Raw genomic sequence first — 16,443 nt, forward strand, 5'->3', positions numbered from 1 at the left:
TTCGATCGAAGCGCCCGGATCCGCGGGGCCCGCCGCGACGGCGGGAGGCGATCCGGAGGCCACTACCGAGGACCGGCCGCACCAGCGGTGTCCGCGAGGCTTCTGTTCGTCTATCGGAAAATATGCGAGAGGGAGTGGCTCGCCCGAGCCACTCCCTCACCGTGCTAGCGGCGCAGACCGAGTCGTTCGATCAGCTTCCGGTAGCGGCTGATGTCCTTGTTGCTGAGGTACTTCAGGAGCCGGCGACGACGGCCGACCAGCAGCAGCAGGCCGCGGCGGCTGTGGTGGTCGTGCTTGTGCTCCTTGAGGTGCTCGGTGAGGTCGTTGATCCGCCGGGTCAGCAGCGCGACCTGGACTTCCGGGGAACCGGTGTCACCCTCAGTGGTCGCATACTCGGCGATGATCTTGTTTTTGGTGGCGGTGTCGAGCGACACGAGGCTCCTTCAGTGAGATCGTCACCCGCAGATCCCGGCCCGTGGGCACTCGGGTCCACATGGTGCGTTGGGGAATCGTGGCGGGGCCGCATGAGGGTGCAGCCCGCCGAGCCGGGGCCCTTCCCGGCGACTATTCACCGTACCATGCCAGAAAGCCACCCGGTCACGAAGCGGAACGTGCCGTGACCTCACGGTATACGCCCCTGCGGCCCGTTTCACACGGTCCGCTCGGTGCGCCCGGCACCCCGGCCCGGACCGGCCCGATCGCCCCGGATCGGCCGCCGCGGGCCGCGCCGGCCGGCCCGGTCAGCCGGAGGTGAGCGCGCGGGCGCGGTCGACGTCGCGGCGCATCTCGGTGATCAGCGCGTCGATCGAGTCGAACTTCAGGGTGTCGCGGATGCGGTCCTGGAAGTCGACGCCCATGTGCTCGCCGTAGAGGTCGAGGTCGTCGCGGTCGAGCGCGTACGCCTCGACGGTCCGCTCGTCGCCGCCCTCGAAGGTGGGGTTGGTGCCGATGGAGATCGCCGCGGGCCAGCGGAAGCCGGGGTAGCGGTCGGAGTCGCCGACCAGCCAGCCGGCGTAGACGCCGTCGGCGGGGATCGCGGTGTGCGGCAGCGTCTCCAGGTTGGCGGTGGGGAAGCCGAGCGCCCGGCCCCGCTGGTGGCCGCGGACGACGACGCCCTCGACGCGGTGCGGGCGGCCGAGCGCGAGCGCGGCGGCCTCGACCGCGCCGGCGCCCAGCCGCTCGCGGATGTAGGTGGAGGAGATCGTGTCGCCGTTGGCGACCAGCGGCATGCCCTCGGCGGTGAAGTCGTACTTCTCGCCGAGCTCCTGGAGCAGCGGCAGGTCGCCCTTCGCCTTGTGCCCGAAGCGGAAGTCCTCGCCGACGATCACATGCGCCGCGTGCAGCCGGTCGACCAGCACCGACTGGACGAACTCGTCCGGCGGCACCTTCGACAGCCCGAGGGTGAACGGCACGACCACCACGGCGTCGGTGCCGAGCCCCTCCAGCAGCTCGATCCGGCGCTTGGTGGTGGCCAGCAGCGGCGGATGGGTGCCGGGGCGGACGACCTCGTCGGGGTGCGGGTCGAAGGTGATCACCACCGAGCGCAGGCCGCGGCGGCGGGCCTCTTCGGCGGCGGCGCCCACGATCCGCTGGTGGCCGCGGTGCACACCGTCGAACACCCCGATGGTGACCACTGATCGGCCCCAGTCGGCCGGAACCTCGTCGAGGCCATGCCAGCGCCGCACCATGCTCTCCCTGCGTAGACCTGCCTGCTCGTCGTGCCTGTCCCCAAGCCTGCCATGTGCCGCGGGGCGGGGTGACCGAGGGGGCTGCCGTTCAGGGGCCCTTCGGAACCGGCGCTCGCGCATGACCGTCCGCGCAGAGTCTACGTGTCGGTAGCCGGCATGCCCCGGAGCGGGGCACGGGCAGGGGCGCGCGGGCGCGCGTCCTGCCGGGCGGCCGGCTCAGACGGACTGGTACACGACGAGCGAGACCGCGATGTACTGCATGACGTACGCGGCGAGCGTGAACGAGTGGAACACCTCGTGGAACCCGAACCAGCGAGGTGACGGGTCGGGCCGCTTGAGCCCGTAGACCACTCCCCCGACGCTGTAGCAGACGCCGCCCAGCGCGACCAGCGTGCAGGCCACCACCCCGGCGCCGGAGAGGAACTGCGGCATGAAGAACACCGCGACCCAGCCCAGCACGATGTAGAGCGAGACGTACAGCCAGCGCGGGGCGCCGATCCAGGCGGTCCGGAAGACCACTCCGGCGATCGCGCCCGTCCACACCACGGCCAGCACCGCGACGCGGACGCCGCCGTCCAGGGCCACCACCGCGAACGGGGTGTAGGTGCCGGCGATGATCAGGTAGATGTTGGCGTGGTCGAAGCGGCGCAGCACCTCGATCACCCTGATCGAGCGCTGCCGGTGGTAGGTCCCCGAGATCCCGAACAGCAGCGCCGAGGTGGCCACGTACAGCGCCGAGGCCAGCCGCGCGGACGTGCTCGGCCCGAGCGCGACCAGGACCAGTCCGGCCACCAGCACGGCGGGGAAGGCACCGAGGTGCAGCCAGCCGCGCAGATGGGGACGGTCCGGGGGCGCGGTCACCGGGGGGTGGGATCGCACTGTCGCCATGGACGCCTCCTCAGTTAACCTACGGTCTCGTAGGTTACGCGACCGTAGGTTAGAGCGCACCCCCCTCCGCCGTGACTCTCACCACCCGTCCCGGCGGGGTGTCCTAGGGCACGAAGACGGCGAGGGGCCTGGCGGCGCCGTCCCGCTCCTCGACCAGGGCGAGAAGGGTCCCGTCGGGCGCGAACACGCCCACGGGGCCCGGCCCCTGCCCCGCCGCGGCCAGCCGGCCGCCATGCGCGATCTTGCGGGCGTCGTCCTCGGACACGTCCCGGCGCGGGAAGGCGGCGCCGACCGCCTCGGCGATCGGCACGATCTCCAGGTTCCCGGCGAGCTGCTCGATCGTGCGGGCCAGGCCCAGGTCGTACGGCCCCACCCGGGTGCGGCGCAGGCGGGTGAGGTGTCCGCCGCAGCCGAGCCCGGCGCCGAGGTCGCGGGCGAGCGCGCGGATGTAGGTGCCGGAGGTGCAGGCGATGGAGGCGTCCACGTCGATCACCTCGCCGTCGCGCCGGACGTCGGTCACGGTGAACTCGCGCACGGTCACCGGACGGGCCTTGAGCTCGACCTCCTCGCCCTTGCGGGCCATCTTGTAGGCCCGCTCGCCGTTCACCTTGATCGCGCTGACCTGCGGCGGCACCTGCTGGATCGGCCCGGTCAGCGCGGCGATCCCCGCGTGCAGCGCGGCGTCCGTGACCGCCGCGGCGGAGGCCGTCGCGATCACCTCGCCCTCGGCGTCGTCGGTGTTGGTGGTCAGGCCCAGCCTGATCGTGGCGTCGTAGCCCTTCTCGGTCAGCGCGAGGTGGCCGAGCAGCCGGGTGGCCTTGTCGACCCCGATCACCAGCACACCGGTCGCCATCGGGTCGAGCGTGCCGGCGTGCCCGACCCGGCGGGTCCCGGCGAGCCGGCGGAGCTTGCCGACGACGTCGTGCGAGGTCCAGTCGGCCGGCTTGTCGACGATGACGAGTCCCGATGTCACAGCGTGCTCTCCGAGTCTTCGGTGGTCAGGTGCGCCCTACAGCCCGGGGTCGGCGGGCCGGTCCTGGACGGGCGCCTCGTCCTCCGGCCCGCGCAGGGCGGCGCGCAGCCGGTCGATGATGGCGATGGGCTCGCCGGACGCGGTGAACGCCGCGGCGCTGTCGTGCCCGCCGCCGCCGAGCTCGACGCAGGCCCGGCCGACGTCCACCGCGCCCTTGGAGCGGGTGGAGACGTACCAGTCGCCCGCGTCGTTCTCCTTGCAGACGACCGCGACCTCGGCCTCATCGGTGCGGCGGAGCTGGTCGATGACGCCCTCGAGCTGGTCGTAGGGGACGTCGCGGGCGTCCCGGTCGGTGCGCGCGATCGTCGTCCAGACCAGGCCGCGCCCGCCCGCCGCGTCGCGTTCGAGCCGGGCCCGCGCCAGCGCCCCCGCCAGGACCTGGAGGTATCCGAACGGCGCCCGGTCCCACAGCTCGCGGCTGACCGCATCGGCGCGCACGCCCGCGGCCAGCAGCCGTCCGGCCAGGTCGTGCACCTCCGGGGTGGTGCACGGGTACTTGAACGAGCCGGTGTCACTGGCGAGCCCCGCGTACAGGCCCTGCGCGATGTCGCGGTCGAGCGGGACGCCGAGCCGCCGGATCAGCTCGTCGACCAGCACCGCGGTCGCCGCGGCGTCCGGGTCGACCAGCCGCACCGCGCCGAACCCGGTGTTGGAGGCGTGGTGGTCGACGACGATGAGCGCCTCGGCCCGGCCCGCCCGCTCGGCCAGCGAGCCGAGCCGCGCGGCGCCGGCCGCGTCGAGCGCGATCATCAGCGTCGGCGCGGCGGGCATCCGCTGGGGCTCGACCAGCAGGTCCTGGCCGGGCAGGAAGCGCAGGATGCCCGGGACGGTGAACGGCTCGCCGAACGAGGCCAGGCAGCGCTTGCCGAGCGCGGTCAGCGCCTGGCCGAGGGCCAGCATCGAGCCGAGCGCGTCCCCGTCGGGGGCCACGTGGCAGACCAGCGAGACCTCGTCGGCCGCGGAGATCAGCTCCAGCGCCCGGTTCCAGTCGGCCCCGGACGGCCACGACGCCCCGACCGGGGCCGCCGCGTCCGGTCCCGGGCCGGGTCCGCCGCCGGCCGCGTCCGACGTGATGGACGCGGCCGTCGGGGCGGGCCCCGCCGGCTTCGGGTGCTCGGCCCGGCGGGCGGCGTGCGCCACCGCCCCGCCGGATCCGGCGCGGCCCCGTCCGCCCGCGGCACGCGGGACGACGTCGTGGCCGGTCGCGGTGTGCCCGCCCGCGTCGCGCGGCGCGCGCTGTGCGGGCCGGCCGGGCCGCCCGGCGCCCGGCGTCTCGCCGCGGCCCTGTGACCCGCTCACGATGACGCGCGTCCCGCCTCGCCGTCCCGGCCGCCCGGCTCGGCAGGGGCCTCCTCATCGCCGGACTCGTCGGGCTCGCGATAGGGGTTGGCGTCGCCGGCCGGCTCGGCCCCCTGGGCCGCCTTGGCGACCTCGGCGTCCCTGGCCCGCGCCTGGGCGAGCAGGTCGTCGATGTGCGCCACGTTCTCCATCAGGGAGTCCAGGATGAAGGTGAGGCTCGGCGTATGCCGGACCCCGGTCTGCCGGCCCACCTCCGAGCGGATGACCCCCTTGGCGCTCTCCAGCGCCGCGGCGGTCTCCGCGCGCTCGGTGTCGGACCCGTACACCGTGTAGTACACGGTCGCGTCCCGCAGGTCGTTGGTGATGCGGGTGTCCGTCACGGTCACGAAGCCGAGCCGCGGGTCCTTGACCCGCCGCTCCAGCATCTCCGCCACGATCTGCTGGATGCGGTCGGCGAGCTTGCGCGCGCGAGCTGCGTCCACCATGATCGCACTCCCTTTCTATGGTCCTCGCGAGGACATCAGTCCTCGTCGTTGAAGAGCCGCTGCCGCGCGGACAGCAGTTCGATCTCCGGGCGCCCGGCCACGAGGTTCTCGCACTTGCCGAGCACCTCGGTGCAGTTGGCCGCGGTGCCCGCCACCACGGCCACCCCGATCTCCGCCCTGCGGTGCAGGTCGTTGTCGCCGGTCTCGGCGACGGCGACGGCGGGGAACCGCCGCTGCACCTCGGCGAGGATGGGCCGGACGACCGATCGCTTCTGTTTCAGTGAACGGACGTCGCCCAGCAGCAGGTCGAGAGTCAGCGCCCCCACGTACACCTATCGATCACCTCGTGATTCTTGAAGATGGAACGACGGCGGAGAGCCGGCGTGTTCCCGGACCGCGCGGCTCGGCCGGCGGGACGGGCGGGGGGCGGGACGGACCGCCGTGTTCCGCCCCCGACATGACATGACGCCAGGCTGGAGATCCGCCTGGCGTCATGTCACTGGTTCTCAAGGTGGGCGGCCGTGCGGCCCGGCCCCGGGGAGCCGGGGCCGCGCGGCCGTGTCCGTGCCTTTAGTCGCGGGGCTTCTCCCGCATCTCGAAGCACTCGATGACGTCATCGATCTTGATGTCGTTGTACCCGACCCCGATACCGCACTCGAAGCCCTCGCGGACCTCGGTCGCGTCGTCCTTGAAGCGGCGCAGCGAGGACACCGTGAGGTTGTCCGACACCACGACGCCGTCGCGGACGAGCCGCGCCTTGGCGTTGCGCTGGATGATCCCCGAGGTGACCATCGAGCCGGCCACGTTGCCGATCTTCGGAACCTTGAAGATCTCGCGGACCTGCGCGGTGCCGAGCTGGGCCTCTTCGAACTCCGGCTTGAGCATGCCCTTGAGGGCCGCCTCGACCTCTTCGATCGCCTGGTAGATGACCGAGTAGTACCGGATGTCGACGCCTTCGCGGTCGGCCAGCTCCTGCGCGTTGCGCTCAGGCCGCACGTTGAAGCCGATGATGACCGCGCCCTCGGACGCCAGCGACAGGTTGACGTCGTCCTGCGTGATCGCACCGACACCGCGCCGGATGACCCGCAGGCTGACCTCGTCGCCCACATCGATCTTGAGGAGCGAGTCCTCCAGGGCCTCGACCGAGCCGGACACGTCGCCCTTGAGGATGAGCAGCAGCTCGTCCCGCTCGCCCCGCTCGAGGTCCTTGAACAGCTCCTCGAGGGAGCTGCTCTTGCGGCTGCGCAGCAACTCGGCGTTGCGCTTGCGCGCGGTCCGCTTGTCGGCGATCTGGCGCGCCACCCGGTCGTCCTCGACGACCAGGAAGTTGTCGCCCGCGCCCGGCACGGCGGTCAGGCCGAGCACCAGCACCGGACGGGACGGGCCCGCCTCGTCGACGTTGTCGCCGTTCTCGTCGAGCATCGCCCGGACGCGGCCGTGGGCCACGCCGCAGACGATCGAGTCGCCGATCTGGAGCGTGCCGCGCTGCACCAGCACGGTCGCCACGGCGCCCCGGCCCTTGTCGAGGTGCGCCTCGATGGCGGACCCCTGCGCGGGCATGTCGGGGTTGGCCTTGAGCTCGAGCTCGGCGTCGGCGGTCAGCACGATCGACTCGAGCAGCCCGTCGATGTTGATGCCCTCGCGGGCGGACACGTCGACGAACTGGGTCGTGCCGCCGAACTCCTCGGCGACCAGCCCGTACTCGGTGAGCTGGGAACGCACCCGCTGCGGGTCCGCGCCCTCCTTGTCGATCTTGTTGACCGCGACCACGATCGGCACCCCGGCCGCGGTCGCGTGGTCGATCGCCTCGGTGGTCTGCGGCTTGACGCCGTCGTCGGCCGCGACCACCAGCACCACCAGGTCGGTGGTGTCGGCACCGCGGGCGCGCATGGCGGTGAACGCCTCGTGGCCCGGGGTGTCGATGAAGGTGATCTTGCGGTCCTCGCCGTCCACCACGGTCTCGACCTGGTAGGCACCGATGTGCTGGGTGATGCCGCCGGCCTCGCCCGCGACCACGTTGGCGTTGCGGATCGCGTCCAGCAGCCTGGTCTTACCGTGGTCGACGTGACCCATGACGGTCACCACCGGCGGACGGGACACGAGGTTCTCCTCGCCGCCCTCGTCCTCGCCGTAGTCGATGTCGAACGACTCCAGCAGCGCGCGGTCCTCGTCCTCGGGACTGACCACGTGCACGTCGAAGTCGAGCTCGACGCCGAGCAGCTTCAGGGTGTCCTCGGTGACCGACTGGGTCGCGGTGACCATCTCGCCGAGGTGCATCATGATCGCCACGAGCGACGCCGGGTTGGCGCCGATCTTCTCGGCGAAGTCGGTCAGCGTGGCGCCCTGCGGCAGCCGGATGGGCTTGCCGTGACCGCGCGGCGCCTGGATGCCGCCGGCGGCGGGCGCCTGCATCTGGTCGAACTCTTGACGCCTCTGCTTCTTGGACTTGCGACCGCGCGTCGGCCGCCCGCCGGGACGCCCGAAGGCCCCCTGCGTGCCGCCGCGGCCACGGCCGCCGCCACCGGGACGGGGGCCGAAGCCACCGCCGGGACGACCGCCGCCGCCGGCGCGCGGGGCGCCGAAGCCGCCACCGCCACCGGGACGACCGGCACCACCGGGACGACCGCCGCCGCCACCGCCACCGGGACGACCGCCGCCACCGGGGCCGCGTCCGCCGCCGCCACCGCCGCCGGGTCCGCCGCGCCCAGGGGCGCCCGCGGGCCGGGACGAGGGCATGTTCATCGGGCTCGGACGAGGTCCGCCGCCACCGCCGCCGGCGGGCCGGGGCGGCATACCGCCCGGGCTCGGACGGGGGCCGCCCGCACCGGGGGCGCCGCCGGGACGGCCGCCCGCCGCGGGACGCGGGGGACGGTCACGGTCGCCGCCGCTGGGGCGGTCGCCGGGACCGGCCGGACGCGGGCCGGGACGCGGGCCCGGCTTGGGCGACTGGCCCATGCCGGTGTTGGTCGAGCTGAACGGGTTGTTGCCCGGACGCGGCCCGCCGGGGCCCCGGCCTCCGCCGCCACCACCCTGCTGGCGCGGGCCGGGGCGCGGGCCCGGCTTGGGCGAGCGCGGACCGGGCTTGGGGCCGGGACCGGCCGGAGCCGCGGGCGCGCCGGAGGAACCGGCGGGCGGGGCGCTCGGAGCGCTCGGGGCCTGTGCCGCGGGGGCGGCCGGAGCCGCCGGGGCCGCGGGCGGCGCGACCGGGGTGCTCGGCGCCGGCGGCACGGGCGGGCGCGGACCCGGCCGCGGACCGCTCGGGCCACCCTGGCCACCGGGTGCGGCCGGAACACCGGCCGGACCGCCGGGGCCCGGCTTGGGCGCGGGCGGACGCGGTGCGGCCGGCCTGGGGGCGCCGCCTGGGCGGGCGCCCTCTCCGCCGCCACCGCCGCCGGACGGACCCGGACGCGGCCCGGACGGACCGGGACGCGGGGCGGACGGGCGCTTGGGCCCGCCCTTCTTCTCCCCCGGCTTACCGGAGGACGAGTTGGAAAAAGCATCTGTCAGCCTGCGAACGACCGGCGCCTCGATGGTGGAGGACGCAGAACGTACGAACTCACCCATCTCCTGGAGCTTGGCCATGACGACCTTGCTCTCTACGCCGAACTCCTTGGCGAGTTCGTAAACCCGGACCTTGGCCACTGCACTCCCTACTCGGTCCGGGGGTGCGGCCTCCGGACCGTCGCTAACGTGCCGTACTCATTGCGGCGTGCTCATGGCGTGCTCATCGAGCGCTCATAGCAATCTCGACCTGCTTCCGACTAGACGTCGCTTACCGGTGTTCCATCCTGCTGCCGCGCGGCCTGCGTAGCAAGCCGCGCCCGCAGCGCTTCGCCATCGAGCGGCCCCGCCAGGCGGAAGGCCCGGGGGAACGCCCGACGTCGCTCTGCGAGCTCGAGGCATCCCAGGTCGGGGTGCACATGTGCGCCCCGGCCCGGCAGCCGCCCACGGGGATCGGGGACGATGACGCCCTCGATCACCACCAGGCGCAGCAGGTCGGACTTGGCCGTGCGAGCCCGGCAGCCCACGCACATGCGTAGCGGGGCCGCCCGGCCACGTGAATCGAGTCTACCGCGCCGAAGCGTCGGCGGGACCTGTCGCATGCTCTCCTGACGTAGAAGATCCGGATTCGTCGGGTTCGGTGGCCTTTGCCGGCCTGGTCCCGGCGGCTCCCGCGGGCTCGGTGTCGGACCGGATATCGATCCGCCACCCGGTCAGCCGGGCGGCCAGCCGGGCGTTCTGGCCCTCCTTGCCGATGGCCAGGGAGAGCTGGTAGTCGGGCACGATCACCCGTGCGACCCGGGCCTCGGCGTCGATCACCTCGACGCTGGTGACCCGGGCCGGGGACAGCGCGTTGCCGACGAACTCGGCCGGGTCGTCCGACCAGTCGACGATGTCGATCTTCTCGCCGTGCAGCTCGGCCATCACGTTGCGGACCCGGCTGCCGAGCGGGCCGATGCAGGCGCCCTTGGCGTTCACCCCGGGCTTGCGCGAGCGCACCGCGATCTTGGTGCGGTGGCCGGCCTCGCGGGCGATCGCCGAGATCTCCACGGTGCCGTCGGCGATCTCGGGGACCTCCAGCGCGAACAGCTTGCGCACCAGGTTGGGGTGGGTGCGGGAGAGCTGCACCGACGGGCCGCGGTGGCCCTTGCGGACCTGCACGACGTAGGCGCGGAGCCGCTCGCCGTGCTCGTACCGCTCGCCGGGCACCTGCTCCTGTGGCGGCAGCACGGCCTCGATCTTGCCGAGGTCGACCAGCACGTTCCGCGGGTCGTTGCCCTGCTGGATGATGCCGGAGACGATGTCGCCCTCGCGGCCGGCGTACTCGCCGAAGGTCAGCTCGTCCTCGGCGTCGCGCAGCCGCTGGAGAATGACCTGCTTGGCGGTCGTCGCCGCGATGCGCCCGAACCCGGTGGGCGTGTCGTCGTACTCGCGGAGGGCCTCGCCCTCCTCGTCGGTCTCGGTCGCCCAGACGGTGACGTGCCCGCTCCGCCGGTCGAGCTCGACCCGGGCCTTGGTCGCGGCGCCCTCCGTGCGGTGGTAGGCGATCAGCAAGGCGTCTTCGATGGCCTTCACCGCCACCTCGAGCGAGATGTCCTTCTCGCTCTCGAGACTGCGCAGCGCAGTCATGTCGATGTCCACGAGGTTCCCCCCTCTAGTCCGGCTGAGCCGGAGAACGCGTTTGGTCGGCCTCGTCGGCGGGGCCCGTCGCGTCCGCCATGGGGCGGAACTCCACCTGCACCCGGCCGCGTCCCAGGTCGCCGCGGCCGAACCGGCGCCGGGCGGTGGCCGGTTCACCGGACTTCGGCCCGCCCCGGTGCGGCCCGCCGGACTTCGGGCCGCTCTTGCCGCCGGGGCCCTTCTCGCCGGAGCCCTTGCCGCCGGGGCCCTTGCCGCCGGAGCCCTTACCCCGGCGCTTGTCGACCACGTCGATGACGATGGTCTCGTCGTCCGCGGACACCACGCGGCCCTCGATCTGCCCGCCCTCGGTCAGCGGGGCGACGACCAGCCGGCCGACGGCGCGGCGCCAGTGCCTCGGCTCGGTGAGGGGACGGTCGACGCCGGGCGAGGACACTTCGAGCACGTACGACGCCGTGCCCATGGTCCCGGCCCCGTCGAGCAGTTCCGAGGCCGTCCGGCTCAGCGTGGTGATGTCGTCGAGGGAGACCCCGTCGTCACCGTCCACGATGATCCGCACCAGCCGGCGGCGCCCGGCCGGGCGCACGTCGATCTCCTCGAGGTCGAGGCCGAGCTCGGCCACCGCCGGGGCGAGCAGCCCGGTCAGTGCCTCGATGGCCTCTTCCCTGGTCGGCGCGCTCATGGTCGCACTCCGTTCACCGGGGCTGTGCGGCCCCGCTGAGCGCGGCCACCAGTGGACTCCTCGCTCATGGGACCTCCTCCGTGTTCGTGCTGAAATCGCCGCGTGTCCGTTGCCCCTTCAAGACTATCGACAGCCGGACACCCCAACGGTCTTTCGAAGAGCTCACCGGCGTGCCGGATATGGAATGCTTGAGCAGGGCCGACGGGTGGACGATCACCGCGGCGGCCGGCCACCGCGCCACCAGGCACGCCACCGGGTGAGGAGACACGCTTGCCACAGGCCAGGACGGGCAGGGTCTCGCGGCGCGCGGTCCTGGGCGGGACGCTCACCCTCCCGCTGCTGGCGGGCTGCGCGGCCGAGGCGGCGGCGCCGCGCACCGGGGTGCCCGCACTGGTCGGCGCGATCGCGTCCGAGCAGGACCTGATCGCCTCGTACGAGGCCGCACGGGCCGCGCACGCGTCGCTGGCCGGGCGCATCGATCCCGTTCTCGCCCGGCACCGCGAGCATCTGGCGGTGCTGCGGCGGCACTACGTCCCCGGGTCGGGCGAGCGCGCGGACGAGGGTGGCGCGATCCCGCCGCCGCGTCCGCAGAAGATCCCCGCCGCACCGCGGGAGGCCCTCGCGGTGCTGCGGCAGGCCGAGACCAAGGCGGCGACCGCGCGGGTGGCCGACGCGGGCAAGGTCGATCCGGCGCTGGCCCAGCTCCTCGCCAGCATCGGCGCCTGCGAGGCCGGGCACGCCGCGGCACTGGTGGGGGCGCCATGAGGCGCACGGTGAACGCTCTCCAGGACGCGTTGAGGGCCGAGCACGCGGCCGTCTACGGTTACGGCGTGCTGGGCGCGCGGCTGCGCGGCCCTCTCCAGCAGACGGCGAAGACCCACTGGGACGCGCACCGGCTCCAGCGCGACGATCTGGTCGCGCGGCTCACCGGCCAGGGCGCCCGGCCCGAGGCCGCCGCGCCCGTCTACCGGCTCCCGGTCAAGGTCACGTCGGCGCGCACCGCCGCCGAGCTCGCCGCCGCCCTGGAGCAGGACCTGGTCGGCGCGTACGTGGGACTGGCCGGTGCCGCCGATCCGGCGCTCCGCTCGTTCGCGGCGCACGCCATGCAGCGGGCGATGATCCGTTCGGTGCGCTGGCTCTCGAGCGCGGGGCGCCCGCTTCCCGGCGAGGCGTTCCCCGGGCTCCCGCAGAGCGCGCTCTCCCCCAAGGCGGCCCCCGGAGAGCGAGTGACCCCCGGCACGTGAGGGAACGGTGCGGTCCGGGCCGCCTGACTCCCGTCGGTCACTCTTCGACGTCCACGCCGAACGAGCGGGCCAGGCCGTCCAGCCCGAAGTCGTAGCCCTGCCCGACCGCGCGCAGGCGCCATGAGGGCCCCCGCCGGTAGAGCTCGCCGAGCAGCAGGGTGCGCTCGGTGGTCGCGGCGTCCACGGTGGCCTGGGCGACGGGCGTGCCGCCGCCGGCCGGGCCCGCGACGATCTCGATCGGGCCGAGGTCGCCGAAGCGCACCGCGCCGTCGATCGCCGCCGCCACCGTGACCCTGCGGACGGCCGCCGGCAGCGCGGCCAGGTCGATCGCGACGGTCTGCTCGGCCGGCCCGTCGGTCGACAGCCGCACCGCCCCGTCCGATGTCTCGGGCGCCCCGTAGAAGACCATGTCCTCGTCGCACGCCACCTGGCCGTCTTCGTCCACGAGGAAGGCGACGACGTCGACCTCGCACGAGGCCGCCTGGGCCCAGGCGGCGGTGACCGTCCAGCGCGCCGTGTCCGGGGTGACCGGGAGGTCGATCACCGCTCCCCTGGGCAGCACCACCGGCGCGGCCCGCCGGGCGGACGCGGTGGGGAGGCCGAGCCGGTCGGGCGCATCGAGCCACGCCGGGTCGCGGACCGGGAGTTCGAGCGCGACGATCCGGGCCATCCGGCGGTCGTCCCGCGCGCCGCGGAGCGCCAGCACGTCGGTGACGGTGGCCGAGAGGTTCACCGCGGCGGCGCCGCCGAGGGCGACGACGCGGGTCCGCGCGGCCACCGCCTCGGGGTGCGTCCCGCCGAGGACCAGCACCCGCCGGGAGCCGAGCGGCCCGGCCGGCGGGCGCCGCTTCGCCGCCGGGGCCGGGACCGGTCCCCCGCCCTCCGCGCCCCGCACCGGCTCGTGCGGGGTGCCCGGCCGGACGTCGCCGAGCAGCCGGGCGAACTCGCGCTCGCCGATGACCGGGACGCCTTCGGCCGCCGCCCGGCGCGCCTTGGCCGAACCGGAGCCGGCGTCGTCGGCGACGAGCACGCTGGTGTGCCGGCTGACCGAGCCCATCACGTTCAGCCCGGCCGCGACGGCCCGCGCCACCAGCTCCTCGCGCGGGGTCGCGGTCGGGCCCGTGACGGCGATCTTCATGCCCTGCACGAGCGGGCCGCCGGACGGCAGCCGTCCGGGGCTCAGGAACGCACATCGCTGCTTGGGGATCCGCGGCGGGTGGCCGCCGGCCGCGCGGGGCGGGCAGGCGACCAGCGGGAGCGGCAGGCCGAGCGCGCTCGCGGCGGCCAGCGAGCCGCGCAGGACGCCCGCGAGCGCCTTGGCGTCCTCCAGCGCGTCATGGGCGCGGAAGAGCCCGGCGCCGTAGTGCGCGGCCAGCGTGCCGAGCCGCAGATCGGGGGTCGGCGGGGCCAGCCGGCGGTTCAGCGTGAGCGTGCACAGCCGCCGCTCGACGGGCAGGGTCAGGCCCGCGCGGGCGAACTCCCCGGCGAGGAACCCGTAGTCGAACTGGGCGTTGTGCGCCACCATCACCCGTCCGCGGAGCAGCTCGGCGACGCGCCCGGCGACCTGCTCGAACTGGGGCGCGCCGCGCAGCCGCTCGGCGGTGAGGCCGTGGACGTGCACGGGCCCGGGGTCGCAGCCGGGATCGAGGAGCGTGGTGTACTCCGCCTCCGGCGTGCCGTCCGGCCCGGCCGTGAGCACCGCCAGGGACAGCACCCGGTCGCGCTCCGCGCGGAGACCGGAGGTCTCGACATCGACGAAGGCCCAGTCGTGGCGGTAACCGGAGGCCGGGCGCGGGGCGGAGGCGACCCTGGACGTCAGCATGGCGGCAGGTTAACCACGGCCAGGGCGGGCCGCGCCCGGATACCTGGCGGCCTGCCCACATGCGGTCAGATCGGAGGGGCCGGCGGGGTCGGTGGCGGAGTCAGGAGCGCCGTGCCCCCGCGGGTGGGGGCCTGCACGGCCTTGGGGTCGTAACCATCGTGGCGCGCCGGACGATGATCCCGGTATGTGGTGATCCGTTCCGGAGGGCGCGACCGGGACGTCCAGGATCCGGGCTTGAAGGATGTAGGGAGTCCCGAATGCGCAAGAGCGTCGCGGCCCTAGCAGGGGCCGTCGTGCTCGCCGCCGCCGGACCGGCGGTGGCCGAGGGGTCCACCCCCATCCCGGACGGGCCGGGAAGGGGACTGGTGCCGGGCTATGTCGGCGCGCCCGCCACCCCGCGCCCGCTCGCGGGCAGGCCCGTCCCCGCCAACCCGCATCAGGGGCCGGTCGGAACCTCGTCCATGCACGCCGACAGCTACGCCTCCGACACCTACCCGTTCTCAGGGCCGCTCGGCCGCAACCCGCAGGTGCTGAACGAGGCGAAGGGCGGCGGGCTGCTGCCGGGGCTGTGCTCCACGGTGACGTTCGCCAAGAAGTCCGGGCTCATCGTCGCGCAGTGCACGCGCGGGCAGAACTTCATGCTGCGCCTGATCGACCCGGTGACGCTCAAGGACCTGGCGACGTACGAGCTGCCGCCGCGTCCGTCGACCGTGCAGGCCGCGTTCTCTGGGAGCCTGGACAAGGTCCTCACCGACACCTCCGGCGGCGCCTACTACTACCTCGACCCGCAGGACCGGGCGGTCCTGGCCGACTCGGCGTTCCATCTGCGGCGCTTCGCCCACGAGAGGGGCCCGGACGGGAAGTGGCGGTTCACCGTCACCGACGACTGGGACCTCAGCGGCGACCTCCCGCACGACTGCGCCACCTGGACCGCCCCGTGGCCCAAGGGCGAGTGCGACCCGATCACCGCCGTGGGGCCCGACTGGGGCGGGCTGATCTGGTGGATCACGCGGAACGGCCGGATCGGGACCGTCGATCCGGACACCGGGACCGTGCGGCAGAGCAGGCTGCCCGGAGAGGCGATCCAGAACTCCTTCGCCGCCGCCGAGGACGGCCTGTCCGTCGTGTCCGACCACGCGCTCTACAGGATGCGGGCGGCGGGGGACGGCACGCCGGAGGTCGTCTGGCGCACCCCCTACGACCGGGGCACCGGGCGCAAGCCCGGCCAGATCGACCAGGGGTCGGGGACGACGCCCACGTTCTTCGGCGACGGGTACGTGGCGATCACCGACAACGCCGACGACCGGATGCACGTGCTCGTGCAACGGCGCTCGGACGGAAAGCTGCTCTGCAAGGTGCCGGTCTTCGGGAGCGGCGCCAGTGCCACCGACAACTCCCTGATCGGGTACGGCCGCAGCCTCTTCGTGGAGAACAACTACGGCTACCGCAACTTCCTCGAGCTGCCGCCCGGCGGCTCATCGGTGGGCGGCGCGAGCCGGATCGACGTCGACCCGGGCGGGAAGGGCTGCACGACCACCTGGACGAGCAAGGAGCGGTCGCCGTCGACGGTCGCCAAGGTGTCGGTCCCGGCCGGGCTGCTGTACCTGTACACCAAGGAGAAGCGCGAGGACCTCATCGACGCCTGGTACCTCACCGCCGTCGACGTGCACACCGGCCGGACGGTCTACAAGGTCCTCACCGGGACCGGGAAGTGGTTCGACAACAACTGGGCGCCGGTCACCCTCGGCCCGGACGGCACCGCCTATGTCGGGGTGCTCGGCGGCCTGGTGGCCGTCCGCGACCGCGAGTAGGCCACCGGGACACCGGGAAGGTCCCCTGACGTCGGCATTCCGACCTCTGGAGGGGGCCATGACCGGACCGAAGCCCGGAGACGGCGAGGACCGCGACAGGCGGGACAACAGCGACGACATGGGCGACGACGACCAGGCCGAGGAGGTCGCGCTGACGGAGGAGTACGTCGAGGACCCGCCCGACGACCTGGTCATCGACGACCCGGACGCCGGTGAGATCGGCATCTCCGAATACGAGCGGCGCAGGAGCCGGAAGGGCTCGGGCCCCTGGCCGGAGCCGAACGACCCGGCCGAGGCCGACGCGGTCAAGCCCACCGACTGGCCCTGACCGCACGGCCGGTAGGTCGGGTCG

Annotated in this window: 16 protein-coding genes; 4 read left to right on the forward strand and 12 right to left on the reverse strand. The window is 74.0% G+C overall.

Annotated features, from left to right (window positions below):
• Window positions 1–164: 164 nt before the first annotated feature.
• The 11 genes from rpsO to rimP all read right to left on the reverse strand — a co-directional run bounded on the left by rpsO (window position 165) and on the right by rimP (window position 11,214).
• Window positions 165–434: a 30S ribosomal protein S15 gene (rpsO, locus tag QP090_RS04855; RefSeq protein ID WP_285937240.1), complete on the reverse strand. Its 270-nt coding sequence runs from the start codon at window positions 432–434 to the stop codon at window positions 165–167.
• A 306-nt stretch (window positions 435–740) separates the two neighbouring features.
• Window positions 741–1,685, reverse strand: coding sequence for a bifunctional riboflavin kinase/FAD synthetase (locus tag QP090_RS04860; protein WP_285937242.1), 945 nt, complete (start codon window positions 1,683–1,685; stop codon window positions 741–743).
• A gap of 219 nt (window positions 1,686–1,904) precedes the next feature.
• Window positions 1,905–2,576, reverse strand: a complete 672-nt coding sequence (trhA, locus tag QP090_RS04865; RefSeq protein WP_285937243.1) for a PAQR family membrane homeostasis protein TrhA — start codon at window positions 2,574–2,576, stop codon at window positions 1,905–1,907.
• 103 nt (window positions 2,577–2,679) lie between these two features.
• Window positions 2,680–3,549: a tRNA pseudouridine(55) synthase TruB gene (gene truB / locus QP090_RS04870; RefSeq protein WP_285937244.1), complete on the reverse strand. Its 870-nt coding sequence runs from the start codon at window positions 3,547–3,549 to the stop codon at window positions 2,680–2,682.
• Window positions 3,550–3,585: 36 nt separating this feature from the next.
• A complete protein-coding gene (locus tag QP090_RS04875) occupies window positions 3,586–4,908 on the reverse strand; it encodes a DHH family phosphoesterase (protein WP_285937245.1) in 1,323 nt (440 codons plus the stop codon).
• Window positions 4,905–5,393, reverse strand: coding sequence for a 30S ribosome-binding factor RbfA (gene rbfA, locus QP090_RS04880; protein ID WP_285937246.1), 489 nt, complete (start codon window positions 5,391–5,393; stop codon window positions 4,905–4,907). The genes QP090_RS04875 and rbfA overlap by 4 nt, the downstream gene beginning before the upstream one ends.
• Window positions 5,394–5,428: 35 nt before the next feature.
• Entirely contained in the window at window positions 5,429–5,725 is a 297-nt protein-coding gene (locus QP090_RS04885) for a DUF503 domain-containing protein (protein WP_285937247.1), read from the reverse strand.
• Window positions 5,726–5,963: 238 nt separating this feature from the next.
• Entirely contained in the window at window positions 5,964–9,035 is a 3,072-nt protein-coding gene (gene infB / locus QP090_RS04890) for a translation initiation factor IF-2 (protein WP_285937248.1), read from the reverse strand.
• A 119-nt stretch (window positions 9,036–9,154) separates the two neighbouring features.
• On the reverse strand, window positions 9,155–9,496 hold the full coding sequence (locus QP090_RS04895; RefSeq protein WP_349666473.1) for a YlxR family protein: 342 nt from the start codon (window positions 9,494–9,496) through the stop codon (window positions 9,155–9,157).
• Entirely contained in the window at window positions 9,462–10,523 is a 1,062-nt protein-coding gene (gene nusA, locus QP090_RS04900; RefSeq protein ID WP_285938579.1) for a transcription termination factor NusA, read from the reverse strand. The genes QP090_RS04895 and nusA overlap by 35 nt, the downstream gene beginning before the upstream one ends.
• Window positions 10,524–10,548: 25 nt before the next feature.
• Window positions 10,549–11,214, reverse strand: coding sequence for a ribosome maturation factor RimP (gene rimP, locus QP090_RS04905; RefSeq protein ID WP_329519956.1), 666 nt, complete (start codon window positions 11,212–11,214; stop codon window positions 10,549–10,551).
• 270 nt (window positions 11,215–11,484) lie between these two features.
• On the opposite strand from rimP, the gene QP090_RS04910 reads away from it, so the two are divergent.
• Both QP090_RS04910 and QP090_RS04915 read left to right on the forward strand, forming a co-directional pair.
• Entirely contained in the window at window positions 11,485–11,979 is a 495-nt protein-coding gene (locus QP090_RS04910; protein ID WP_285937250.1) for a hypothetical protein, read from the forward strand.
• Entirely contained in the window at window positions 11,976–12,458 is a 483-nt protein-coding gene (locus QP090_RS04915; RefSeq protein WP_285937251.1) for a ferritin-like domain-containing protein, read from the forward strand. The genes QP090_RS04910 and QP090_RS04915 overlap by 4 nt, the downstream gene beginning before the upstream one ends.
• 37 nt (window positions 12,459–12,495) lie before the next feature.
• On the opposite strand, the gene QP090_RS04920 is transcribed toward QP090_RS04915, so the two are convergent.
• Window positions 12,496–14,280, reverse strand: a complete 1,785-nt coding sequence (locus tag QP090_RS04920) for a TerD family protein (protein ID WP_285937252.1) — start codon at window positions 14,278–14,280, stop codon at window positions 12,496–12,498.
• Between the two features lie 257 nt (window positions 14,281–14,537).
• Between QP090_RS04920 and QP090_RS04925 the strand changes: the two genes are divergently transcribed.
• Complete coding sequence (locus QP090_RS04925; RefSeq protein WP_285937253.1) at window positions 14,538–16,091, forward strand: NHL repeat-containing protein; 1,554 nt, start codon at window positions 14,538–14,540, stop codon at window positions 16,089–16,091.
• A 58-nt stretch (window positions 16,092–16,149) separates the two neighbouring features.
• Window positions 16,150–16,419, forward strand: a complete 270-nt coding sequence (locus QP090_RS04930) for a hypothetical protein (protein ID WP_285937254.1) — start codon at window positions 16,150–16,152, stop codon at window positions 16,417–16,419.
• The last annotated feature ends 24 nt before the right edge of the window (window positions 16,420–16,443 follow it).

The organism is Actinomadura xylanilytica (genome assembly GCF_030283145.1).
Taxonomy (GTDB): domain Bacteria; phylum Actinomycetota; class Actinomycetes; order Streptosporangiales; family Streptosporangiaceae; genus Spirillospora; species Spirillospora xylanilytica.